This is a genomic window from Pedobacter psychroterrae (assembly GCF_004331695.1).
GTDB classification, from domain to species: Bacteria; Bacteroidota; Bacteroidia; order Sphingobacteriales; family Sphingobacteriaceae; genus Pedobacter; species Pedobacter psychroterrae.
Map to the genome: position 1 here is coordinate 573,700 of NZ_SJSL01000001.1, position 23,503 is coordinate 597,202.

Sequence of the window (23,503 nt, forward strand, 5' to 3'; positions counted from 1 at the left end):
ACACCTTAAAAATAAAAAATGAAAAAATACCTCATAATAGCCGGACTATGCCTTGTGGCCCTGATTAGCTTCAAGGGCAGCCTCATCAAAAAGGATCAGGGCCGGCGCCTGGAAATCCTTTTACTGGGACACAACGCTAAAAATCACAATTCAGAAAAATTTACAGAGATCATCTCACAGGATTTCTTCAAAAATGGCATTAACATCAGCTACACTACTAATCCGGATGACTTAAACGCCGAGAACCTGGCTAAGTACGATGGGCTGATGATCTATGCCAATTATGATCAAATTACCCCTGGCCAGGAAAAAGCGTTGCTGGATTTTGTAAAAAGCGGTAAAGGCTTTATTCCGGTACACTGCGCCTCCTGGTGTTTCCAGAACTCCCCTGCTTACATCGATATGCTGGGCGGGCAGTTTAAAACGCATGGCACCGGAGACTTTGAAATGGTAGTTAAAGATGGAAAGCATCCTGCCATGAAAGGAATTTCGTCTTTTACCACCTGGGACGAAACCTATGTCCATGATAAGTTGGCAAAAGACATCCATGTGCTGACTGAACGCATGGAGGGAGACCGTCATGAGCCCTACACCTGGGTGAAAAAATACGGAAAAGGTAAGGTATTTTATACCGCTTATGGTCACGATGACCGCAGCTGGAAAAACCCTGGCTTTTTAAAACTTTTGCAAAACGGTGTGCTTTGGGCAATAAACGATGCGGCACGCAAGGACTGGGAAAAACTGCCGAAACCGGCCCCAGCCTATACTGATGCCAAACTACCAAACTATGAAAAAAGGCCGGGTGGCTTCCAGTTGCAGGCTGCATTAAATCCTCTTGAATCCCAGCAAATGACCCAAGTTCCTGTTGACTTTAAGCTTGAGCTCTTTGCTGCTGAACCTGACATTACTAAACCCATTGCCATGGCCTGGGATGAAAGGGGCCGCTTATGGATCCTGGAAACCATAGATTATCCAAATACAGTTCGTGAAGTCAAGGGTGAAGGACAAGACCGCATCAAGATCTGTGAAGATACCAATGGAGATGGAAAAGCAGATAAGTTTACCATCTTTGCCGACAAGTTCAATATCCCAACCAGTATTGTCTTTGCTAATGGCGGGGTGATCATCGCACAGGCTCCTGATTTTATATTCCTGAAGGATACCGATGGTGATGATAAGGCAGACATCCGGGAAAAGGTTATGGGCAACTGGGGTACCTATGATACCCATGCTGGCCCTTCAAGTCTGCATTACGGATTTGACAATAAGATTTGGGGTACAGTTGGTTATTCAGGCTACCATGGCAGCACCAAATTTAACCAGGGTGCTTACCGCTTTGATGTAGATGGGAAAAATATCGAATTTATGGGGGCAGCCAGTAACAACACCTGGGGACTAGGCTTTTCAGAAAACAATGACGTTTTTATCTCCACTGCAAACAATACCCATAGTGCCTTCCTTGGAATCCCCTTTTCTTACCTGGACAGGATCAAGCAACCGGCAAACAAAGCCATTGATAAGATTGACGGACACTATGCCATGCACGTAGTGACCAAGAACCTGCGCCAGGTAGATGTCTTTAACGGATTTACAGCCGCGGCAGGTCATAACCTGTATACCGCCAGAAACTTTCCAAAAAGATACTGGAACAGCATAGCTTTTGTGAACGAGCCTACCGGCCGCGTAGTACATGAGGCGGTACTAGAACGTAAAGGTTCCGGCTTTGCCGAAAAAGATGGCTGGAACCTGGCGGCCAGTGCCGATGAATGGTTCGGGCCGGTTCACAGTGAGGTAGGGCCCGACGGCGCGGTCTGGATGCTGGACTGGTACAATTTCATCATCCAGCACAATCCGACTCCGCAAGGATTTGAGAATGGAAAGGGTAATGCCTATATCAACCCGCTTAGGGACCGAACACACGGGCGGATCTACAGGATCGTATACAAAAATGCCAAAGCACAGCAGATCAAATCGCTGGACCGAAAAAACATTGCTTCGCTGATCAGCGGGCTGAAAAGCGACAATATGTTCTGGCGCATGACTGCACAAAGACTGATCGTAGAAAATAAGGATAAATCAGTTGCTCCCCAGCTTTATGCGCTGATCAGCGATAAAAAAATAGATGAGATTGGCATCAACGCTCCTGCCATCCATGCCTTGTGGGCCTTGCATGGTTTGGGTTTAATGGATGGATCGAATACAGAAGCATTTAATATCGCCGTTCAAGCGCTCGCGCACCCTGCTGCCGGCGTTCGGAAGGCAGCTTTACAAGTGTTACCTAACAACTCAGCAACACTGTCCGCTATTCAAAAAGCGGGCCTGCTAAACGATCCGGACCTGAACACAAGGCTGGCAGCTATACTCAAGACATCTGATCTGCCAGTTTCTTCAGATCTGACAAAAGAGTTGCAATCGGCAGCAGGACTAAGCCAGAACAGTGAAGACCGCTGGATCAAAGAAGCATTAAAAGTTGCACAGGCAAAACATGGAGAAGCCAGCGCAGCTGATGCCCATGGAGCTCACAACATGAACTCTGGCGAGAAAACAGACGGCAATAATAAAGAAGTAAAAGATGCTACTGCTCCAGGAAAAGCTGATCAGGTTGTTAAAATCACGCCTGTAGTCAATGCAATGAAATTTAAGCAGACCACATTTACGGTTAAGGCAGGTACTACCGTAGAAATAGAATTCTCAAACATTGATTTCATGCAGCATAACCTCCTGATCCTGCAAAAAGGAAGCATGGATAAAGTGGGTGCAGCGGCCGACCAGATGGCACAGGATCCAAAGGGCGCTGAAAAGCAGTATGTTCCTAAGATTCCCGAGGTACTGTTCTTTACGCCACTGGTAAATCCTGAAGACACATTCAAACTGCGGTTTAAAGTTCCTTCAGTGACCGGTGATTACCCCTACATCTGTTCCTTCCCTGGACACTGGCGGATCATGAACGGAGTGATGAAAGTAGTTAAATAGCAATTAGTTTAAACAAAAAAATAAATGAATAAATATTCGATCTTCTGTTTTCTTTTCTTTTTTGCCATGTTCAGCAGTAAAATATCTCTGTCCCAAAACACCTTTAGCAGCAAGCTAATCAGTATCGGTGTGGTAGTTTCAGATCTTGACCGCTCCATGGATTTTTACCTCAACGGTATCGGCATGGTTAAGACCAGTTCTTTTAACCTGGATAAGGATTTTACCAAACGTTCGGGCCTGACAGGTGGCGTTCCCGTGACAGTGAACGTATTGAAACTGGAAAACAGCCCTGAGGCCAATGAATGGAAAATAATGAGCTTTGGTAAATCACCCAGTCATCCCAAACAAAAATTCGTTCAGGATGATACGGGTATGCAATACATTACCATTAATGTGAAATCACTTCGGCCGGTAATGGAAAGACTGAAAAAGCTCAAAGTTTCTTTACTGGGTAACACTCCTACCCCGCTGAATAAAGACCTTCACTTTTTGCTGGTGCAAGATCCTGACGGCAACTTTGTCGAATTGATTGGTGCGCTTGATTAGCCATTTTGTGGGATCGGATTTTATCTGATCCCACAAAATTATATCTTTTCGACCTTATGAGATCTTTACCCTTGAAAATTTTTGCATTTTGTTTTGTCCTTTATTGTCTGTTAATGATAGTATACTCTCGCGGTCATCGCCGCCAAACAAAGATTTCACATCGATCCAGGCACGGTGCAACGTACCTGCTACGCTGTTTCCAGTGTCGTTTTCATAAGTTGGTGTTTTTGAATAGGAACAACGCCTGCATTTATCCCTCATCGTTCTTAAAGCTTGGGTACAGAATGTTCTGCTCAATCTGCCCAAAATAAGCCGCTGTGTTCAGGCACTCTGTACAACTTTGTTCCAATCAGGGCAACTCAAAGTAAAAAGTGGATCCACCGTTAAATTCGCTTTCTGTCCATATTTTACCCTGATGTCGGGTAATGATCTCCGGACCGGCTCTCAATTTTAAGACTTACTGATTTGCGCGTGAACCGGTAGTACAAACGAAAATGTTGATCCTGCATCCAAGTCACTTTGTACCTTGATTTCGCCGCCGTGCAGTTTAAGTAGCTCAGCTACTAAATACAACCCGATTCCAAAGCCTGACACATGACCCTGGCGATCGTCTTGAACCCGGTAAAAGCGTTCAAACAGCCTGGCCTGATCTGCCTTGGAGATTCCACGCCCCTGGTCAGTCACGCTAAAGGCAACATGCCCATTGTTTAGCGCACACTTCAGGGAAACAGTAGTACCTTCAGGTGAATACTTAATGGCGTTTCCCACCAGATTGGTCAGCACCTGACCAATCTTCTCCCGGTCACCAGCGATGGTCACCTCCTCACATGCCTCATATTTAATTACGTGTGTACTGGATAAGGTTAAGGTCTCACTCATCGTTTCCTCCATAAGATCTGTTAATGAAAAGCTGGAAACATTCAGCGACATTTTACCCTCTTCCAGCCGGGAAAGGTTCAAAAAGTCCTGAATCAGGGTCGTCATTTTCCGTGTCTGGATTTCCGCCCGGACCAACACTTTTTCTGTGAAAGGATCTACGCGTTGTATAGCCTTGACAAGGGCAAGCTGTATGTAAGAGCGCATCGAGGTCAAAGGAGTTTTCAGTTCATGGCTTACAATGGCAATGAAATCATTTTTACGTTGCTCCTCATGCTTCTTATCGGTAATATCCCTGGCTATTTTAGAAATGCCGATAATCCTGCCCGATGCATCATCACCGGGGAAATCGTTAAAGAAACGTCCAGCAGCTTCCCAAATTTCGTTTTGCGTTTGGTCTCAAAGTGATCGACCCGTTGTCCGCTCTTCAGCCTGGAAATGATTTCCGGCTCTTCCTGCAACCGGTCTGTAGGGATCAATTTCACTATAGACTGGCCGATCATTTCTTCAGCAGTATAACCAAAAAGGCGTTCCGCAGAACTGTTCCAGCTGGTTACCATACTGTTCAGATCCTTACTGATGATGGCATCATCAGAGTGGGAAACGATAGCAGACAGCATCGCACTCTGTTTTTCCGCCTCAATGACATCGGTAATATCCCTGGCTATTTTCGACACGCCAATGATTTTACCTTGTTCATCCTTTACCGGAGAAATTGTCAGAGAAACGTCGATTAATTCCCCCGTTTTAGTGAGGCGTTTGGTATGAAAATATCGCACACGTTCACCCTTGCGCAGCCTGCTGAGGATCCGCGTCTCTTCATCCTGGCGGTCAACGGGAATCAACTTCAGCACAGAATGGCCAATAATTTCTTCAGGCAGGTAGCCAAAGATTCGCTGGGCCGATGGGTTCCAGCTAGTAATGATGCCACTCAAATTCTTGCTGATGATCGCATCATCGGTGGAGTCAACGATGGCCGAAAGGATCAGACTTTTCTCGGAATTCATTCTCAGGCCTGTAATGTCACGGGCGATTTTAGATATACCGATAATATTACCGGACGCATCTTTTATAGGTGAAACTGTCAGCGAAACATCAACCAGTCCTCCCTGTTTATTCAATCGCTTGGTCTCAAAATACGCTACCCGTTCACCGCGTCTTATTTTAAGTAAAATATGTGCCTCTTCCTCTGCGCGTTCAGCAGGAATCAGCTTATTAATGGATAACCCGATCATTTCTGAGGCCGAGAATCCGAAGATGCGTTCCGCCGCAAGGTTCCAGCTGGTGACAAAACCGTTGAGGTCTTTACTAATGATCGCATCATCCGAGGAATCTACTATAGATGATAGCATCGCGCTGCGCTCTTCAGCAATCCGAAGCTTTTCAGCCAAAGTATCCTTGCTGCTGGCCTCCGCATGCTTTTCGCCTTCAGGAAAACCATTCGCACTGGTTTGGTCATTCAGTGCTGCATCGTCGTCCAGCGGATTAATAGTTTCTTGCATGATTAAAGATAATATAAAAAAGAGACATCGCCTTTTTGTTTTATAGCGGGCGATCATGCTTCTTCTAAGACCATAACACTAAGAAGCGCCAAAAAGTTTAAGGTGGTGAGATCCGTGCGAGTTTGTTTTATTAAAACACGTAGATATTCATTCAAACCAAGAATATTCCTAAAGTCCTTTCATTAAGAAATTGTAACGTGCTCTGGCTTCCTACTGCCGTTTTGTATAAACATAATCAATGATTGCATCGTGACCCAAAAAACTGTAATCTTGCTTGATTAACAGGCCTTCGTTGTTGTAAGTATATACGCGTTTAAATGGCTCCGGTACATCAGGGTATGTGCTTATAGATTCCATCATCCAACCCTTGTCGTTGTAAACATAACTGAATTCTGCCGTGGAAGTACCATATATTCGTTTGCTTTCCCTTTTAATAACATTGCCATGCGAATTGTAGGTGTAAACTATGGTGTTTGTGACCTCAGGCTGTGGTAAAAGAAAGGCGCTTTGTTCGCCAATTAAGAGATTTTTGTCATTGTAAGTATAGGTCGATCTATCTTCAGGGACTCCCGAAGCAAGGTCGTAATATGTTCTGGTTGACTTTTTACCATTGCTTCCATAAGTGTATACTGAGCGCCGGACCAATGTGTTGACAGGTGTATATTGTTTCAGCTCAAGAGTATCCCCCGTTGCAGTATAGGTACAGACGAATCGGGTACTGCCATCTGTTTCTTCTACCCGCTTATTATTTTCGTATTTATAGGAATAGGTAATCTTTATAGCATCAGCAGGCTTGTAAGGATAAGGCTCTGATATCATCTGAATGAGATTTCCGTTTTCGTCAAAATGCTTTTCTAAGTAAAGCCTTCGTTTCGCGGTTTGCAGCCGGCCATCTTCTACAGGCATAAAGTAAGCCTCAATTTTTGAATATCCATACGGGGTTTGCTTTGCCTCCTTTTCTGAATATTTAACTTTTTTGCAGGATGATGCCAATATTAGACAGCAGGCCACGAGCGTAATTGAGTGCTTCATAAAATCTATTGTTAAGTATAATGTTGAATTTTCGTTTGTAAAGAAATTTTGAATTCCGTCCATTCTCCGCGTGTTAGCAGGGAAAATTCGAAATTATGGTTGTAAAGTATTTCCCTCGTTAACATCAGCCCTATGCCCTGGCCATTTTTCGTAGTGCTGAAAAAGGGGGAAAAGAGCTTGCTGCTCACCTCTTTAGAAATTCCCGGCCCTGTATTGCCTATGGAAACCATTTGAGCTGAAGAAAAAGTTTGAATGCGTATGGTTCCCAGATAGTCAACCGCCTCTATGGCATTTTTGAGAATATTTATAAAGACCTGTTCCAATTGCTGGTAATCCGCAAAGATTTCAAATGCTCGGCAGTCCAGCTCCCATAACCAGTTCACCTGCTTTCTACCGGCTTCAGGTTCCATTAGTAATACTACTGAACGAAGCAGGCTAATCAGTTCAATATCGTGCCGGATGGGTTCAGGAACACGGATAACCCTTGCAAAATTTGACATCAGGTCACTTAAGCCATTATTCCGGGTGATGGAGACATTTATAGCCGCCTGGTAGTCTTCCTTGTCTTCTGCATTGAGCTGATCTTTATAATTCAGACAGCTGTTCAGTATTGAGTTGACAGCTCCAATCGAATTGTTCACTTCATGCGACATCATCTTGATCACCTTTTCATAGGCATTTTTTTCCCTGAGATAGATTTCGCGGCTGAGCTCCTCAATGGTAATAAATGTCCGTGCATAGCCCAGATCAGTAAATGTAGACATTTGGCACTTATAGGATCTCAGACCGTCCAGATCAACAACCTTTGGAGTGTTGATTTCCAGGAGCGAAAGCTCGCCTGTGAGCCTTCCGGTAATCTGGTCCAATGATTTTCCAAGGATCTCATGTGCTGTCAACTCGATCATTTCGAGTGCAGCCGGATTTATTAAAGTGACATTTCCATTAAAATCAAAAATAACAATTCCCGAGGGAGATGCTTCGATCAGTTTCCCAAGAAAGGAACTTTTCTCAGCCTGAAGGAGCCGTTCATGTCTTAATTGGTCGATCATCATGTTATATATATAAATCAGTTCATCTGTTTCAGGATGGCCTATATCGTTCAGTTTGGCGCTAAAGTCCTTGTCCTTCAAAGTATCGATGCCCGAAGAGATCGTGTCAAAAGTTTTGCCTATCGATCTGTACAGCCAAAAAGAGAAAACCATAGACACAAAGGTCAGGGCCTCAGCGACCAGGAAAAGATTTCTATTTGAGGCATAAAGTACCGTAAGGAGGCAGATAAAAATCCCGTGGATCAAACTAGCAGACAGCAGAACCTTAGTTTTGAGTTTCATACGGAATATTGTATTTTTCAAGTTTGCGGTACAACGTACCCCTGCTCATCCCCAGTGCTTTGGCTACTCTGCTGATGTTATTCTGATGGAAGACCATCGCGTTTCTGATCATCGAAAGTTCCATATCATCAACGGAAACCGTCCCCACTGCCGGAAGTGTCATTGCAACATTCGACAGCCGCTGTTGTTCCAGATGCTGTTCAAAATCCTTTATTCCCAGCAAATCCCTTTCACTCAGTAACACAGTACGTTCGATCAGGTTTTTCAGCTCCCGGATATTTCCGGGAAGTGGCAGCGATTCCAGCCAGTTTAAGGTTTTTTTGTCAATCCGCAGCCCTGGCCGGTTATAAATCTCTTTCATATTCTTAAGAAAGTAGTTGGTAAGAACAGGGATATCGGCAGCACGCTCACGAAGCGGGGGCAGACGGATGATGATCAGGTTGATGCGATAGTAGAGATCTTCGCGAAATTTATTGTCAGCGATCATTTCCCGCAGATCACGGTTGGTCGCGCAGACGACACGCAGGTCCACTGACCGTGTCCGGCTATCGCCGAGCACCTCATACTTTCTGTCCTGCAAAACGCGCAGCAGCTTAACCTGACTGTTTAAGTCCAGGTCACCTATCTCATCCAGGAAAATCGTGCCCTTATCGGCCAGTTCAAAACGCCCAACCCTGTCGCTGCGCGCATCGGTAAAGGCTCCGCGCTTATGGCCAAACATCTCACTTTCAAATAAACTGGAAGAAATCCCCCCGAGGTTCACCTTCACGAAAGACTTGTGTCTGCGCAGGCTGTTTTCATGAATGGCCTCCGCAATCAGCTCTTTTCCCGTACCACTCTCGCCGATAATCAATACAGAAACATCTGTGCTGCAAACTCTAACAATAGTTTGCAGCACCTCTAAAAGCTGAGGATCTTCTCCTACAATATTCTCAAATCCATACTTTTCATTCAGCTTTTTCCGCGTCAGTGCAAGAGGCGTTTGCTGCTCTGCAGACAGATCCAGCGCGGTTCTTAGCGCATTCATCAAATGGTCATTGTCCCAGGGCTTATTGATAAAGTCGGCAGCCCCCGCTTTCATACCTTCAACAGCCAGCCTGATAGAACCCCAGCCAGTCATTAAAATCACGGGCAAAGAGGGTCTTAGTTCTTTGATCTTATCTAGCATCACCAAACCATCTTCACCCGAAGTTTCCATGGAAAAGTTCATATCCAGCAGCACAGCATCTATTGCTTTCTCCTTCAGGTGTCCCAATGCTTCTTCGGGACCATTTGCTTTTATCGACTTGAACCCTTCCTGTTTCAAAAGGAGGTTCAGCGAAGCACATACAGCGATATCGTCATCAATAATCAGGATCATATCAGTTTATTAAACAGTTTATTCTTCATGTAACGCATCGGATGGGTTAAGCCGGGTTGCCTTTAAACTTGGATAAAAAGCACAGCTCAACATGAGCAGGTATAAAAACATGGCTGAGCACATGATACTTAAAATCCCATAGTATTCGTTGGTGTAAGGTTCAAAATATTGCATAATTAGCATTTGAACAGCAATCAGCACTCCCGGTAAAATACCCAGGGTAGTGAGAACCATGGATTCTCCAAGAAACTGCATCAATATCTGACCTGGACTCGCGCCCAGGATGACCCGCAATCCAACCTCAGCCTTACGTTTAGACAGGTTATAGCTGAACATTCCTGAAATACCAAGAAACACATTGATCAGCAAGAAAACAAATACGACAAATGTTATACTCAATTGGATGTAGTCAGTTTTGTGCGCGTATTTCTTGATCAGGCCAAGTGATATATTTTGTTTGATCCGGATATCTGCGGCACCAACCGAAGTTACCGATTTTCTGACTTTATCTTCGAGCAACTGAAAGTTTTCTGTGTTTTCTGATTTCAGGAGGTATTTGCCCGCTGCAGTTTGAAGCGGCATGAAAAATCCCGGGTTTAAATTGGCAGAGCTATTTTCTCTGACCGCTTCCGAAACACCAATAATCTGCGCAGTTTTATCGCCAATCAAAATGGTTTTACCAAGTGCACTTTCATTTTTAAAATCCCGTTCCGCAAGATCCCGGCTGATCACCACGGGTATGGAATTTAACACATAGTCCTTTGCAGTAAACCAGCGCCCTTCAACCAGGCCAATACCCATAACATCCTGATAATGCTCATCCACTTCAAACTTCAGGGCCGTAATGACTTGTTTTTTGTAGGTGATCTTTTCCTCACTGCCCCATTGCTGGAAAGGAATGACTTGCGCCGCGCTGACCACTTCCACTTCCTTGATCGCCCGGAGCTTGTCAAGGATCAGGCTGCTGTATTCAGCTTTCTTGTCTTCCGGTACATTTTGAAAATCAGGCTCTACAAGCCAGACATCCTCGTAAGTATATCCAAGCGGCTGGAAATAATTACTGAATTTTTTCATGTTGAGGCCCATGACCAGAAACATAGCCATAAAGGCCACAAATAACTGAAGGAATAGAAAAAAATAGGTCTTCTTCCGGTTCAGGATCATTTTAAATAAGTGCAGGATCATAAGTTATTTCCTCCTTTTAGTGCATAAATCACATTCATACGAGACATTTTCCAGGCTGGATAAACTCCGGAGATGAGACCAAGCAGCAGACAGCTGAAAAGGCAGAAGCCAAACACCCGCCAGCTGATCATAAAACTGCCGGTCTCCATTTTGAAAAGCGGATCAAAAGTATTGATGAAGTGTACGAGCAATTGTGAAGCATAAATTGACAGACCCAGGCCTATCATTCCGCCGATCAGGGTGATGATCACATTTTCAATCACCAGCTGCCCTACAAGATCGCCCGACGTTGCCCCGAAAGACTTCCGCACGCCGATCTCCTCTGCCCTTTCCCCGATACGTGTCACGTTAAGGTTGATCAGACTGATTGCCGGAATAAGCATGAAAAGCGTCAGAATGATAAAGACAATCATTGCTGTTTTTCCATACTGCGGTTCAGCATCATCGGCCGAAGTGCTTTTTGAAAATTGCTCTAAAGCTGTAAAGGCATGTGCTTTTACAGAATCTGCATCCGAAAACGTATGTTTTCTCAGGCGGTTTCGCAACTCTGCACGTACTTTTCGCAGATCGGTTGTTTTGGACAAAAGCAGCGCACTGTAAGATCCCTCAATTGCGGCATTTTTGCGTTGAATATTGACGTCCGTAGTATAGGGTACATAAACATCCGCGTAAACCCTGCTAAACGGCGTTGCAGATTTGACGATGCCGATTACTTTATAAGATAAACCCATTATAGCAATGTCCTTACCCAGAGCTTCTTTTTCATTAAAGAAATAGGATTTTGTTTTTTCATTGATCACAGCCACTCTCGTACCTTTTTTTACCTCTGCGGAATAAAAAGGCTTCCCTTCAGTGAATTCAAAGTCGGTGATCTTCCAAAAGCTATCGTCGGTAAAAGTCAGCATGTGTCCCGCAGTTTTTCCGTTAAGAGACGAAATGAACCCGATGCCGGAAAAATAGGAAATAGCATTTGTACTCTCGAGATTGCCTATGTTCTTTCGAAGGAAGTTGATGCTGGGTACTGCATTGTTCTTTTTACCATCCTTATAAATGGAGAGTTTGTCCAGTATCAGGGTCCGGTCCCGGTTAACTTCCGGTTTGTTTGCACTGACGATCTGATCGATAAACGAGGCGAATATCACGATGATCATGATGGTAAGACTAATGCCTATCAGCGTGAGTGCAGTATAATACTTCTTACGAAGCATTATTTTAAATGTGAGTTTGATATAATTTTTTAGCATGATAACGATTTTAAATCTGGTTTAACTGACCTGCTGCCCGTCAAAGAAGTGAATGATCCGCTGTGTCTTTTTCGCCATTTGAGCATCATGGGTCACCATGACGATGGTCGTCCCGTCTGTTTTATTCAGGTTCAGCATTAAATTCATGACTTCCTCTCCCATAGCACTGTCCAGGTTCCCGGTAGGCTCATCAGCAAGCAGGATTTCCGGATTCCCGATAATGGCACGTGCAATGGCCACACGCTGACGCTGTCCGCCCGAAAGCTGGTTCGGGTAATGCTTCGTCCGCGCACTCAATCCCACTTTCCCAAGTGCTTCCAGGGCTCTTTTGCGCCTTTCGGCACCGGAGATACCACTCCGGTACAGAAGCGGCAGCTCCACATTGTCTATTACCGAAAGATCGTTGATCAGGTGATAGCTTTGAAAGATAAATCCAAGCTTCAGGTTTCTGAATACGGCTAGCTTTTTACGGCTAAGGGAAGTTACAGCCTGATTATCGATATTGATAGTGCCCCCCGTCGGAGTGTCCAGTAAACCGATGATATTGAGCAGCGTACTTTTGCCACAACCTGAGGGGCCCATAATGGCCACAAACTCTCCTTTGTCAATATTGATGTTGATCTTATTGAGGGCAGTTGTTTCGATCGTAGTGGTACGGTAAATTTTTTCTATCTCTGTTAACTTTATCATTTCTGTCTGGGTTATGTTTCTAAATTAAGATTTTCATATTTGTGCTTTCCGGATATTTATATAGATTGGTTTAAATCAGATTTTTGTATTGGTTGCAAAATCATAAAGTGTCAGCACCCGGAGATTAAAGAAGGCATTCCAAAAGCTCTTTAAGGAGAAGACATAATCACGGCGCGCCTGATCCTTTTCCTGCAATGCGATGTTCAGATCAGTGATGCTCAGGTCATTCAGAAAGTACCGCTTTTTTGCAATTTCAAAACGCTGACTGGCCGTTACATCGGCCTCTGCATTGGTCTTCATCTGATCCTGTATCATCGACAATTGTCTTAGTGTGGTATAAATCTCCTGCTCAAAGTTGATCTGGGCCTGTTTTACCCTGGCTTCTACCAGCTTGCGGTTTGACTGTGCTGTTTTGATCCGTGAGGCCGAACGACCCCAGTCAAGGATGGGGACTTGAAACCCCAGCCGGATTTCCTGCTGGTCTCTGGCATCGGCATAGATCCCGGGCAGCCGGTCAGCCACGTTAGTGAGCCCAAAAGTCCCGAACAAATTGACTTTAAGCCCATTCTCACCTTTTGCTTTTGCTACCTCCTTATCCGCTTCAAGTAAGGCCCTTTTAAACTCTATGGCCTGCTGACGGTTATTCCTTGCCTGCTCAACTGCAACTTCCTTATCAATCCTGAAAGTCAGCAGGTCTTCCGGAAGGATAAGCTTAATCTGGTTAGCTTCTGAAAAACCGATAAAGGATTTTAACTGGAGATCTGCGGTTTCAGCATCTACATTAGCATGGGCCAATGCCTTATGTGCATTTAAGACGCCAAGTTTTAAGCGCAGCAGCTCGTCTTTAGAAAGCCGTCCCAGTGCGGCTTTACCTTCACCGATCCTATATATGGTTTCGTTGTTGGACAAGTTTCTGGCAGCGATATCGCGGTTAATCTGCGCGATCAGCAGGCTGAAAAAAAGCTCAGAAGCATCGCGTCCCACCAGCTCCATATCCTCTTTATATTTCTTCTGTGATTCTTCGTAGCGCAAAGGTTCGATCTTTCTATCCCAGGCCAGGGCGTTGAATGCAAACAAGGGCTGGTTCAGACCGATAACCAATGGGTTTCCATTGTATCGGGTCTGCCTGCGGTCAAAATCTGAAAACCGCAGCACATTCGACCCAAGAAACACCTGACCGCCTGTTAGACCGATATTTTGTGTCAATCCTAAATTCAGCTGTGAATTGTCATTGGTCACCGGCCTAAATTCTACCGTTCCGTCTGGCTGGATCACCGGGATATTGGTTTTACTGAACTGGGGCAAGGTACCATCAAGGCTCAATTGAGGGCTATAATTAGACTTAAACGTCTTATACTGCCAATATTGGTTTTCACGTATAGTAGCTGCCTGTACTGAAGCAGTAGAGCGTGCCCTGGCAATCTTAATTACTTCAGTCAGCTTTAATTTAACAGTATCCTGAAGACTTTGGCTCATCACCGTTGCCGGCAAAAATAAACCGGCGATAATTATCATTGATTTGATCATGGCTCTCTTTTATCTATGGCTATTTAACCTTAACCTTTTCCAGATGGATAAAATCCTGCATATCTGAGATGATCACGCTTTCCCCAGGCTGTATACCAGACGATATTTCGATGAAATCGGAATTGCTTTCCCCGGTTTTTATTTTTCGCCGTATAGCCTCATTTCCTTTCAGAACAAAAATCTGTTGTTCCTCGGACCCGTTAAAGGCCGGGCCGTTCTTTATTCTCGTCGCGCGTTCCTTATAGGAAGTGATGACGAAAACATCAACCTTTAGATTAGAACGCAGCAGTTTAGAGCTCTTGTCACTTATACTGACAGAAAACTTTACCGTGCCATTTTCAACTGCAGGCTGCACATTACTGATATTGCCCCGGAGGTCTGTTTTATTTATCCTGATCATGGCTGTTCTGCCGGTTTTTACCTCGTTGGCATAGGTATCGGAAATACTGGCCTCCACTTTAAAACTGCTCAAATCAGCAATGCGTACCAACTCTTCGCCTTCGTTAATATCTGCACCAATTTTGCTGTTTACCCAGGTGATTACCCCGTTTCTTGGCGAAGAAATTGCGGCGCCTTTCAATTTGTCATTAATCCCTTTAATATCTTTTTCACGGATATTGATTTCATAGCCCAGACTTTTCAGGTTGGCTTTCATCGTCGCCTTCTGGTTTTCAATCTGGTTTTTGATCTGTGTCAGTTCCAGTTTCGCTACATTCAATGTCAACCGAGCCTGCTTTACATTCTCTTGCGTACTCCCCCCAATATCCAGGAGTGATTGCTCATGTTCCAAAGCCGTCTCCAGGCTGTTGATCTTCATTTCTTTGATCGCAAATTGTGTTTTCAGTTCATCAAGGCTTTTCTCCAGTTCCAATGACATCTGATATATTTTATTGCGGTTTACGTGCTGTTCCTCATTCAGCTTTTCAAATGCCAGTACAGAAGACTCTTTGTTCAGCCTCAAAATCGACTGACCAGCAAGAACCTTTTCGCCTGCATTAAACATCACCTGTTCTATCTTTGCATTTACTGGCGAACTGATGGTCAGCTCATACTCCGGCATAATGATACCCGATGCCGGTACTGTTGCTTCCACTACGCCAGATTCCGCAACTGATGTCTTGAAATCACTGCGGTTTATAACGGGTTCAACCATACCATTAATGTATACAAATGCCAAAGCAGAAACAGCCGATGCTATGACGACAATCAGATATATTTTCACGCTACGCTGCCTTCGCTGTTTGGCTGAAATTTCACGGTCCATATTATTATTAATTTGAACCTTGTATTCCAATAGAAATGCCATAATTAAATTATTAATTATCAGATAGTTAAATAATATCAGGAAAATCAAACTGTATCATTGTGGACAGTATGTTTCAAAGTGGCCGATCAAAACGTACCGTGGTTATTTAATCCAGACTTGATTCGGTGCGTCAAGTTAGCTGACTTTGGTGACTCACCGGGTTACTTACCTATGAGATGAGAAATCCTGAATTTGGTGCCTAAGGAAAACAAAAAAGCCTGCTATCATACGATTGCAGGCTTTTGTTTGGTTTTTACACCTTTTGAGCGGACCGGACGGGACTCGAACCCGCGACCTCCGCCGTGACAGGGCGGCATTCTAACCAGCTGAACTACCGGTCCGTTTTCCCTTCTCTTTCGTTTCGGGATTGCAAATATAGCGCGATTAATTTAATTCGCAATATTTATTTTAAAATAATCACAAAACCTTAATTTACAGAACCTTCCTTCATCTTTTCTGCATTCTCTGCAAACTGTAAAGCATCAATCAGCTCCTGAACACCCCCGTCCATCACTCCATTTAGGTTATAAAGCGTCAGTCCGATGCGGTGATCTGTAACCCTTCCCTGTGGATAATTGTATGTTCTGATCTTAGCAGACCTGTCACCCGTAGACACCATCGTCTTACGTCTTGCAGCTATATCGCCGTTCTTTTTCTGAAGCTCAATGTCGTATAATTTACTGCGCAGCATTTCCATGGCAATAACTCTGTTACCCAACTGAGAACGATCTTGCTGACAAACCACTACTATCCCCGATGGTTTATGTGTTAACTGCACTTTAGTCTCTACCTTGTTTACATTTTGTCCACCAGCACCACCAGAGCGTGAGGTATGCAACTCAATATCTCCAGGATTGATGTAAAGATCAATCTCCTCTGCTTCAGGCAGCACAGCAACTGATGCTGCAGAAGTATGCACACGGCCCTGCGTTTCTGTATCTGGAACCCGCTGTACACGGTGCACACCTGATTCATATTTTAGCTGTCCGTAAACATCCTCACCATTAACTTTCAGGATCACCTCCTTATAGCCACCTGCAGTTCCTTCGGTCACATCCACAGTTTCTACCTTCCAGCCTTTTTGCTCAAAGAAACGGCTGTACATTCTATATAAATCGCCTGCAAATAACGCAGCTTCATCACCTCCGGTACCACCTCTGATCTCAAACACTGCATTTTTGGCATCCTCAGGATCTTTAGGAATCAACATCAGCCTTACCCGTTCTTCCATCTCTTCCTGTTGCGTAAGCAACAGATCTAATTCCTCCTTGGCCATTTCACGCATCTCCTGATCCTTTTCTGTACTAAGGATTTCTTTGTTTGCATCAATATTGCTCATCACATTCTTGTAGACTCTATACTCGTCCACAATCTTCCCCAGATCTTTATATTCCTTATTTAAAGCTGCAAAACGTTTCATATCCTGCATCGTGTCAGGATTACTTAACTGCTCCTCAACATCTTCCCACCGCAGCTTAATTGCTTCTAATTTTTCTAACATATCTATTTTCAGATTTTATTTATCGCTTTGCAACATTGACAGCTATAAGGCTATCACCTGCTCAGAGCAACGACTGATTTATTCGGGCAGCAAAAATACGGCTTTTTCAGTTAATGATGACAAACCCGTTATTCTTTTTCAAAATATTTAAGACTTAAGTGCTTACCGTCGAAAACCGCATAAGAATTAAACTTTAGCCATTCCCCAGTATTGATGTATCTGCTTCCACCTCCCAGATCCAGATCCAGTGGCAAATGCCTGTGTCCGAATATAAAATAGTCATAATGCGTTTTGGCTAACTGCTCCTTGGCATAGGTGACCAGCCATTCATTATCTTCACCCATAAATACCTCTTCCTGGCTACTCGCCGCCCTACTGCTGCTTGACCATGCATTTGCTATACCAAGACCTATCCTTGGCGGAATCAACGCAAACAACCACTGACATACTGGATTTCTGAATATTTTTCTAAGTATTTTATACTTAGGGTCGCCCGGCCCCAATCCGTCACCATGGTGTAAAAAGAATGTTTTACCTTCCCGCTCAATGATCAGCTCATCGCTGACAATTTCAATGCCCATCTCTTTAGTAAAATAATCATTGACCCACATATCATGATTGCCTTTGAAAAAATAAATCTTGATGCCGGCATCAGACATGGAGGCAAGCTTTCCCTGCAGTCTGACAAAACCTTTGGGGACAACCGTTTGATACTCAAACCAAAAATCAAATATATCGCCCATCAAAAAGAGCTCAGCACATCTAGGTGATATTTCATCAAGCCACCGCACCACACGGTTTTCACGCTTACGGCTCTCCGCAAAATCAGGTGAACCAAAATGGAAATCAGAAGCAAAATATATGTTCTTAGTCATCAGTAAAACAAAGATAAACAAAATATCAGCGCGCTTCTCTTTCAGAAGTTCTACAGATTATGTAGAATATTAATAAATAGAATCTTTATTAATAACAAAAGTTCGTAAATTCGCACAAATTTTAAACACATGATTTCTACTGATATAGCCATTATAGGCGCCGGACCCGTAGGTTTATTTGCAATATTTGAAGCAGGATTACTTAAAATGCGCTGTCATTTAATTGATTATTTACCTCAGGTAGGCGGGCAATTATCTGAAATATACCCTAAAAAACCTATATATGACATCCCGGGCTATCCTACTGTGCTGGCACAGGAACTGATAGATAATTTAATGGAGCAGGCAAAACCCTTCCATCCGGGCTTTACCTTAGGGGAGCGCATAGAAGGTTTAGAAAAACGCGCCGAAGGTGATTTTGTGCTTACTACCAATATGGGCACAGTTATTGAATCCAAAGTGGTTGTTATTGCCGGTGGATTAGGTTGTTTTGAGCCTCGTAAGCCAGCTGTATCAGGTCTTGAACACTTTGAAAACGGAAAAGGTGTCAATTATATGATCCTCGATCCGGAACAATACCGCGACCAGAAAATGGTAATTGCAGGTGGCGGAGATTCTGCGCTTGACTGGACCATCTTCCTGGCTGATATCGTTTCTGAACTTACGCTGGTACACAGAAGTGAAAGCTTCCGCGGTGCGCCGGATTCTGTAAATAAGGTGATGGCACTTGCTGGAAGTGGAAAGATCAACCTTATCCTGAACAGCAACCTGAATTCTGTAACCGGAGCAGGCAGACTGGAAAACGTAGAGATCATACACAATAAATCACTGGAAGTAACCAACGTAGCCGCCGATCACCTGATCCCACTTTTCGGCTTAAGCCCTAAATTGGGCCCTATAGAACAATGGAACCTTAACATCAACAAAAGTGCCATTGAAGTAAATACCGACGATTATTCGACCAACATCCCGGGTATTTATGCCATCGGCGACATCAATACTTACACAAACAAATTAAAACTGATCCTTTGTGGTTTCCACGAGGCTGCCCTGATGAGCCATAGCGCGTATCAGTACATGAACCCGGGAATAAAATACACCATGAAATACACCACTGTAAACGGCGTATCAGAATTTTAAACATGGAAGACAACAACATTAACATACACGTCCAAAATCCAGACGGGAGCTTAACTACCCTTGAAGCTCCCGTTGACATGGGCCTAAGCCTGATGGAATACCTTAAGGCATGTGAGTACGATATTCTTGCTACCTGCGGTGGTATGGCGCTCTGCGCTACCTGCTGTGTAGATGTACTTGAAGGTGAAGAAAAGCTAAACGAGATGACAGACGATGAATATGCCATGCTCGACACCCTGCCAGACCTGCTTCCAAATTCAAGGCTTGCTTGTCAGCTTCAGCTAAATCCGGCTATGGACGGTCTGGTTGTCAAACTGCACGGCAGTTCAGAGTAATCAAGCCGCGTATAAAGTAAGTTAATCATTTGAGACTGCAGCTGCAGCTATTGCTTTGGCAGGGCTTCCTATGGTTTTGTATTCCCCTTCCCCTTTTAGTATGGCCAGCATTTTCGTATTATTGCTCAGCAATGATTTTGCTGCAGTAAGCTCTTTATCATATTGAAATGCCTGCATCACCTTGCCCCGCTCATAATAATACCTGCTTACGATCTGGGTTTCCAATAGCCTTTTTATTTCAGGTTTATGGGTGATCAGCTCTGTTTTTTTAGCCCCAAGCATTTTATCCTTCAGGTCTTCAAGATCGGCCTTCACCACATTCAACTTATTTTCTTTCTCGGCCTCTTCACGAAGATCGGACAGCAACCGTTCCGTACGGGAAATATAAGAATAATCCTTATTGGCCAAAGAAGCTGTGAACTGATCATAATCTGCATCACTTATCTTAAAGCTTGCGGCAGGGGCAATCGATTTATTCTTTTTCTTATATTCATTGGCATAGTCAAAGAACAGGTTTTTTGTCAGGATTGATACAGTAACCGGACTAAGCTTGTTATTCTCCACAAACACATCAGGGTACACGCCATTGCCATCATAAACACTTCTTCCCACTTTAGTGCTAAACTTATTTGCCAGGGAATCTGCAAACTTCAATGTCTTGCCATTCGCATCCTTATGGGCATAGTCAAGTGCCTGTATACACCTTCCCGAGGGTGTAAAATATTTAGCAACCGTAACTTTTACCAGACTGTTGTAGGGTAAATTGAAGGTTTGCTGCACCAGTCCCTTACCATAACTTCTCTGGCCAACAATGATCGCCCTGTCCAGGTCCTGCAAAGAGCCAGCTACAATCTCAGAAGCTGAGGCTGACGAACCACCAATAAGTACGACCAAGGGGATCTGCGGCAGCACTGGCTCACTAAATGTTTTGTAAGTAACGGTTTTCTGCGGATTTCTGCCCTTTTGCGTTACAACCAGCACATCCTTGCCAACAAACAGGTTGACTATTTTAACTGCTTCCTGCAAAATACCACCCCCATTATACCGCAAATCCAGTATCATCCCTTTGGGCTGCTGCTTATTTAAGACCGTCACCGCATCTTTCACTTCCTGCGCTGAATTTTCTAAAAACTTATCCAGGCGTATGTATCCAATACCTTCTTCTGTCATACCCGAATAACTTACATTGGGCTGTTTAATTTCATCCCGCACGAGCTTTTTCGTAATTACAGCCCCCTCTCTTATGATGAGCAACTCCACCTCCGAACCCCGAGGTCCGCGCAACAACTGGCTGATCTGTGTCCGGTCTTTCCCTTTTACTTCATTATTGTTGATCTTTACAACCTGATCTCCGGGCATTACCCCTTGCTTATCTGCAGGATAACCTTCACTTACCTCATTTACAAATAATTTGCCTTCTATAAATACCGTAGCCGCACCGATACCACCATATTGTGTGCTGACATATTTAAGTTTATAATCTTCGATTTCAGATTCGGGAATGTACTCAGTATAAGGATCAAGCCTTTCAAGCATTGCATCAATGCTTGTCCGCATCATATCGGCCGGGTTTGTTTCATCCACATAGTTGATATTGACTTCTTTATATAGAGAAGCAAAAATGTCGAGGTTTTTTGAAACTTGAAAAAGGTCTTCTCTAAAAGACCATGTTAAAGAGGCGAAAGCTAGTAGAATAAATCCGGCGGCAAATTTGTATTTTTTCATCATTCACTTATCTGATATTAAGTAAACTTAGCTAAAATAGTTTTTAAATGCAATTTAAAGACCCTTAGCGCAGGATAAAGGAAGCGAAAAAACTACAACCTGTTACCGTCAGGATCAGCCAATGCTTTTTTAATGGTAAATTCAACGTATTCCTGGTCTCTCTTTACCAAGCCCATCAGTTGCTGTACCAGCTGGTCTTCCTGTCCGGGTGTGAAAGAAAGATCTAACTGTGCCAAATCACGGTATTTTCTAAGAAATTTGATCTTAACCTTTGTCCAGGTCTCAGGAGTAAGTGTAAAACTTGCCATATCTGTTATTTGTGTACAAAAATAGGAAAATAACAGCAAAGAAAAAGACCTTCTCCAATTTAATGAAGAAAGGCCTTTTCCTTATCAGCCTCTGACAGTTATTTGATTTTGTAACTAAAGGTCCTGTCTTTTGTCAGCCCATTTACATTCACTACCCTACCCCTGAACACGACCGATGTCCCAGATGCAATTGCAGCGGGCACAACATAATTGTAAATCAGTGTATCTGCATTTTTAACCGTCGAAAATGATGGCGCATATGGTATCGTTGAAATGAGGACAGAGTCGGCCGTAGCAATCTTCTCATAAAACTGAATTTCCTTTATAGGGTCTGTGGCCTTATACTGAAACTCAATCTTTAATGCTGCGCCTTTGTCGTAACCCGCTACCGGAACGGAAGGTGTTACAAAATTTGTATTAGACACAATCACAGGAAAGCGGTCGTCTGAAACCTTGTTATAGATGGGATCTTCTGTCCGGTCACAGGCAGCCAGGAGTCCTAGTATGGCAAATGCCAGGTATATATGTATATTTTTCATTTGATCTGTTTTATTGAACGTTCCACCATAGTGGCAAAAGAAAATAATCTTGAGCATTGCCGCCTTGTTTTTCTACCTCTGCCGGGTTCAGCTGTATTTCCGTTAGCGGATACAGCGTCCTTCTTGGGTATCCTCCTTTAGCATTTGGATTCGCACCGGTCGGATAATACAGCCCGGTATAGATGTCCTGGCTATAATCCAGCCTTCTCATATCAGCCCAGCTCTCCGGATTCATGAATAAGGCGATGTATTTCTGCTCCATAATGTTTTTAAGTGTCAAAGCTGCTGCACTCTGTGCTACCGCTGCTGAAGCCAGATAGGCATTTCTGGCAGGTACAGCTACCCCAATTTTATCCATATGTGCAGTTATTCCGGCTTTGTAAGCAGTAAATGCCCGCTCTTTTGTAGCAGCCCCAGCCCTAAACGCAGCTTCAGCTTCAATAAAACGGACTTCTGCATTCGTTACCACTGGATACACGCCAATATCATTTGCATACCAGCTACTATAAAAATCCGAAGGAGCAGTTACAGGGATAGCCTGTGCATTATTAGCTCCCGGCTGAGTCCCTGTGCTAGCTACAGTAGCCATAATGGGCAGCCTGGGGTCATCTGGTAAGGCTTCATTACCCAGCAGATTCTTCCCGTTCAGCATTTCAATAAAAAACCGGCCATAAGTAATGGCCGCCATGTTGGTACGCGTAGCGCCAAACACATTGGTAGAATTCAGCACAGTACTCGTTACCAACTGGTATTGTAACTGCGCATCTTCAGCATTTGACGAAATTGCCTTATCTATATAACTTAACACAAGATTCGGATCATAATTCGCTTTTTTAGTGAGGTGATTGGCCTGCCTTGCCTTTAGCGCATAGGCAAACTTGATCCAGGTGGCCGTTACACCTTTGTACAGTATGTCTCCGCTAATGCTGGGAGCAGTGATATAGAATGGCCTGGTGTTTTGGGTGGCGGGCTTTTGAAACTCTGCAATTCCTTCGTCCAGCAACTTATCTACCACGGCATAAATTTCTTCCTGCTTATCATATTTTGGAGATATAGTCAATGCGGGTTGAAATGCTTCTGTATAAGGGATGTCGCCCAGCAGGTCCGTTGCGTGTGCCAAGATCATTCCAAACATCACTTTGCCCGCACCCACATAATAAGCAGATCCTTCATTCTGCGCAATCTGTATCATCGGCGGAATATTAGTCCCGACGATCTGGTAAGTATCCTGAAATGGCCGCACATTAGGTGCAAGAAAAAACTGCTCCACACCGCTATTTGGCGCACCTCTTCTGCCTATATTTTGTGTGAATAGACCTGTCATCTGATAGGACTCAAATGCCTGCATTACGAGGCTATTTGAAATAATACTAGGCAACAGGAAATTCGGTGTTGTTTCTGTCGGGTTATTAGGGTCCGTATTGACATCCAAAAACCCTTTCTTACAAGATGAGATCGTAAATACCGATACCATTGTTATCATTAATATAATCTTTTTCATAATCGAC

At 43.9% G+C, this 23,503-nt stretch carries 21 protein-coding genes and 1 tRNA gene; 4 read left to right on the forward strand and 18 right to left on the reverse strand.

The window, feature by feature from the left end; all coding sequences use genetic code 11:
• Nucleotides 1–18 precede the first annotated feature (18 nt).
• Together EZ437_RS02415 and EZ437_RS02420 are read left to right on the forward strand one after the other, a co-directional pair.
• A complete protein-coding gene (locus EZ437_RS02415) occupies nt 19–2,973 on the forward strand; it encodes a PVC-type heme-binding CxxCH protein (RefSeq protein WP_131592895.1) in 2,955 nt (984 codons plus the stop codon).
• 24 nt (nt 2,974–2,997) lie between these two features.
• Nucleotides 2,998–3,519 (forward strand): VOC family protein, encoded by a 522-nt coding sequence (locus tag EZ437_RS02420; protein WP_131592897.1) that lies wholly within the window; start codon nt 2,998–3,000, stop codon nt 3,517–3,519.
• A gap of 54 nt (nt 3,520–3,573) precedes the next feature.
• Here the strand turns inward: EZ437_RS02420 and EZ437_RS02425 are convergent, their stop codons facing one another.
• The 14 genes from EZ437_RS02425 to EZ437_RS02490 all read right to left on the reverse strand — a co-directional run bounded on the left by EZ437_RS02425 (nt 3,574) and on the right by EZ437_RS02490 (nt 17,948).
• Nucleotides 3,574–3,780, reverse strand: a complete 207-nt coding sequence (locus EZ437_RS02425; protein WP_131592899.1) for a DUF2383 domain-containing protein — start codon at nt 3,778–3,780, stop codon at nt 3,574–3,576.
• 189 nt (nt 3,781–3,969) lie between these two features.
• A complete protein-coding gene (locus EZ437_RS02430; protein WP_317126418.1) occupies nt 3,970–4,776 on the reverse strand; it encodes a sensor histidine kinase in 807 nt (268 codons plus the stop codon).
• Nucleotides 4,695–5,897 carry a PAS domain-containing protein gene (locus tag EZ437_RS02435; protein WP_205942629.1) on the reverse strand — a complete coding sequence of 401 codons (1,203 nt, stop codon included), beginning with the start codon at nt 5,895–5,897 and terminating at the stop codon, nt 4,695–4,697. The genes EZ437_RS02430 and EZ437_RS02435 overlap by 82 nt, the downstream gene beginning before the upstream one ends.
• A 210-nt stretch (nt 5,898–6,107) precedes the next feature.
• Entirely contained in the window at nt 6,108–6,929 is an 822-nt protein-coding gene (locus EZ437_RS02440) for a hypothetical protein (protein WP_131592906.1), read from the reverse strand.
• Nucleotides 6,930–6,940: 11 nt separating this feature from the next.
• Complete coding sequence (locus tag EZ437_RS02445; protein WP_131592908.1) at nt 6,941–8,260, reverse strand: sensor histidine kinase; 1,320 nt, start codon at nt 8,258–8,260, stop codon at nt 6,941–6,943.
• Nucleotides 8,244–9,620, reverse strand: coding sequence for a sigma-54-dependent transcriptional regulator (locus tag EZ437_RS02450; protein ID WP_131592910.1), 1,377 nt, complete (start codon nt 9,618–9,620; stop codon nt 8,244–8,246). Before EZ437_RS02450 ends, EZ437_RS02445 begins: the two co-directional genes overlap by 17 nt.
• 18 nt (nt 9,621–9,638) lie before the next feature.
• On the reverse strand, nt 9,639–10,805 hold the full coding sequence (locus tag EZ437_RS02455; protein ID WP_131592912.1) for an ABC transporter permease: 1,167 nt from the start codon (nt 10,803–10,805) through the stop codon (nt 9,639–9,641).
• Nucleotides 10,802–12,049, reverse strand: a complete 1,248-nt coding sequence (locus EZ437_RS02460) for an ABC transporter permease (protein WP_131592913.1) — start codon at nt 12,047–12,049, stop codon at nt 10,802–10,804. The genes EZ437_RS02455 and EZ437_RS02460 overlap by 4 nt, the downstream gene beginning before the upstream one ends.
• A 21-nt stretch (nt 12,050–12,070) precedes the next feature.
• Complete coding sequence (locus EZ437_RS02465) at nt 12,071–12,739, reverse strand: ABC transporter ATP-binding protein (protein WP_131592915.1); 669 nt, start codon at nt 12,737–12,739, stop codon at nt 12,071–12,073.
• 75 nt (nt 12,740–12,814) lie between these two features.
• Complete coding sequence (locus tag EZ437_RS02470; protein WP_205942630.1) at nt 12,815–14,266, reverse strand: TolC family protein; 1,452 nt, start codon at nt 14,264–14,266, stop codon at nt 12,815–12,817.
• A gap of 19 nt (nt 14,267–14,285) precedes the next feature.
• Nucleotides 14,286–15,530: an efflux RND transporter periplasmic adaptor subunit gene (locus EZ437_RS02475; protein ID WP_165500324.1), complete on the reverse strand. Its 1,245-nt coding sequence runs from the start codon at nt 15,528–15,530 to the stop codon at nt 14,286–14,288.
• A gap of 309 nt (nt 15,531–15,839) precedes the next feature.
• Nucleotides 15,840–15,913: transfer RNA gene (locus EZ437_RS02480), tRNA-Asp, on the reverse strand.
• 86 nt (nt 15,914–15,999) lie between these two features.
• Nucleotides 16,000–17,073 (reverse strand): peptide chain release factor 1, encoded by a 1,074-nt coding sequence (gene prfA, locus EZ437_RS02485; protein ID WP_131592919.1) that lies wholly within the window; start codon nt 17,071–17,073, stop codon nt 16,000–16,002.
• Between the two features lie 128 nt (nt 17,074–17,201).
• Entirely contained in the window at nt 17,202–17,948 is a 747-nt protein-coding gene (locus EZ437_RS02490) for a UDP-2,3-diacylglucosamine diphosphatase (protein WP_131592921.1), read from the reverse strand.
• 129 nt (nt 17,949–18,077) lie between these two features.
• Here EZ437_RS02490 and EZ437_RS02495 point away from each other — a divergent pair, with 129 nt between their 5' ends.
• Entirely contained in the window at nt 18,078–19,088 is a 1,011-nt protein-coding gene (locus EZ437_RS02495; RefSeq protein ID WP_131592923.1) for an NAD(P)/FAD-dependent oxidoreductase, read from the forward strand.
• Nucleotides 19,089–19,090: 2 nt separating this feature from the next.
• The gene (locus tag EZ437_RS02500) at nt 19,091–19,423 is read left to right on the forward strand and encodes a 2Fe-2S iron-sulfur cluster-binding protein (RefSeq protein ID WP_131592925.1); all 333 of its coding nucleotides are present in this window, start codon (nt 19,091–19,093) and stop codon (nt 19,421–19,423) included.
• Nucleotides 19,424–19,444: 21 nt separating this feature from the next.
• Here EZ437_RS02500 and EZ437_RS02505 read toward each other — a convergent pair whose 3' ends face one another.
• From EZ437_RS02505 to EZ437_RS02520, 4 genes are all read right to left on the reverse strand, one after another.
• The gene (locus EZ437_RS02505) at nt 19,445–21,151 is read right to left on the reverse strand and encodes a S41 family peptidase (RefSeq protein ID WP_225869474.1); all 1,707 of its coding nucleotides are present in this window, start codon (nt 21,149–21,151) and stop codon (nt 19,445–19,447) included.
• A gap of 89 nt (nt 21,152–21,240) precedes the next feature.
• Nucleotides 21,241–21,456, reverse strand: coding sequence for a hypothetical protein (locus tag EZ437_RS02510; RefSeq protein WP_131592927.1), 216 nt, complete (start codon nt 21,454–21,456; stop codon nt 21,241–21,243).
• Nucleotides 21,457–21,554: 98 nt separating this feature from the next.
• Nucleotides 21,555–21,995: a hypothetical protein gene (locus tag EZ437_RS02515; protein ID WP_131592929.1), complete on the reverse strand. Its 441-nt coding sequence runs from the start codon at nt 21,993–21,995 to the stop codon at nt 21,555–21,557.
• A 10-nt stretch (nt 21,996–22,005) separates the two neighbouring features.
• Nucleotides 22,006–23,496 carry a SusD/RagB family nutrient-binding outer membrane lipoprotein gene (locus tag EZ437_RS02520; RefSeq protein ID WP_165500325.1) on the reverse strand — a complete coding sequence of 497 codons (1,491 nt, stop codon included), beginning with the start codon at nt 23,494–23,496 and terminating at the stop codon, nt 22,006–22,008.
• Nucleotides 23,497–23,503: the final 7 nt, after the last annotated feature.

What these genes read in the sequence shown, in the direction of transcription:
- EZ437_RS02425 (WP_131592899.1), bottom strand. Translation starts at nt 3,780, where the DNA reads ATGAGGGATAAATGCAGGCGTTGTTCCTATTCAAAAACACCAACTTAT.
- EZ437_RS02475 (WP_165500324.1), bottom strand. Translation starts at nt 15,530, where the DNA reads ATGGACCGTGAAATTTCAGCCAAACAGCGAAGGCAGCGTAGCGTGAAA.
- EZ437_RS02415 (WP_131592895.1), top strand. Translation starts at nt 19, where the DNA reads ATGAAAAAATACCTCATAATAGCCGGACTATGCCTTGTGGCCCTGATT.
- EZ437_RS02460 (WP_131592913.1), bottom strand. Translation starts at nt 12,049, where the DNA reads ATGCTAAAAAATTATATCAAACTCACATTTAAAATAATGCTTCGTAAG.
- EZ437_RS02455 (WP_131592912.1), bottom strand. Translation starts at nt 10,805, where the DNA reads ATGATCCTGCACTTATTTAAAATGATCCTGAACCGGAAGAAGACCTAT.
- EZ437_RS02505 (WP_225869474.1), bottom strand. Translation starts at nt 21,151, where the DNA reads ATGATGAAAAAATACAAATTTGCCGCCGGATTTATTCTACTAGCTTTC.
- EZ437_RS02510 (WP_131592927.1), bottom strand. Translation starts at nt 21,456, where the DNA reads ATGGCAAGTTTTACACTTACTCCTGAGACCTGGACAAAGGTTAAGATC.
- EZ437_RS02420 (WP_131592897.1), top strand. Translation starts at nt 2,998, where the DNA reads ATGAATAAATATTCGATCTTCTGTTTTCTTTTCTTTTTTGCCATGTTC.
- EZ437_RS02440 (WP_131592906.1), bottom strand. Translation starts at nt 6,929, where the DNA reads ATGAAGCACTCAATTACGCTCGTGGCCTGCTGTCTAATATTGGCATCA.
- EZ437_RS02445 (WP_131592908.1), bottom strand. Translation starts at nt 8,260, where the DNA reads ATGAAACTCAAAACTAAGGTTCTGCTGTCTGCTAGTTTGATCCACGGG.
- EZ437_RS02490 (WP_131592921.1), bottom strand. Translation starts at nt 17,948, where the DNA reads ATGACTAAGAACATATATTTTGCTTCTGATTTCCATTTTGGTTCACCT.
- EZ437_RS02470 (WP_205942630.1), bottom strand. Translation starts at nt 14,266, where the DNA reads ATGATCAAATCAATGATAATTATCGCCGGTTTATTTTTGCCGGCAACG.
- prfA (WP_131592919.1), bottom strand. Translation starts at nt 17,073, where the DNA reads ATGTTAGAAAAATTAGAAGCAATTAAGCTGCGGTGGGAAGATGTTGAG.
- EZ437_RS02450 (WP_131592910.1), bottom strand. Translation starts at nt 9,620, where the DNA reads ATGATCCTGATTATTGATGACGATATCGCTGTATGTGCTTCGCTGAAC.
- EZ437_RS02500 (WP_131592925.1), top strand. Translation starts at nt 19,091, where the DNA reads ATGGAAGACAACAACATTAACATACACGTCCAAAATCCAGACGGGAGC.
- EZ437_RS02465 (WP_131592915.1), bottom strand. Translation starts at nt 12,739, where the DNA reads ATGATAAAGTTAACAGAGATAGAAAAAATTTACCGTACCACTACGATC.
- EZ437_RS02495 (WP_131592923.1), top strand. Translation starts at nt 18,078, where the DNA reads ATGATTTCTACTGATATAGCCATTATAGGCGCCGGACCCGTAGGTTTA.
- EZ437_RS02515 (WP_131592929.1), bottom strand. Translation starts at nt 21,995, where the DNA reads ATGAAAAATATACATATATACCTGGCATTTGCCATACTAGGACTCCTG.
- EZ437_RS02435 (WP_205942629.1), bottom strand. Translation starts at nt 5,897, where the DNA reads ATGCAAGAAACTATTAATCCGCTGGACGACGATGCAGCACTGAATGAC.
- EZ437_RS02520 (WP_165500325.1), bottom strand. Translation starts at nt 23,496, where the DNA reads ATGAAAAAGATTATATTAATGATAACAATGGTATCGGTATTTACGATC.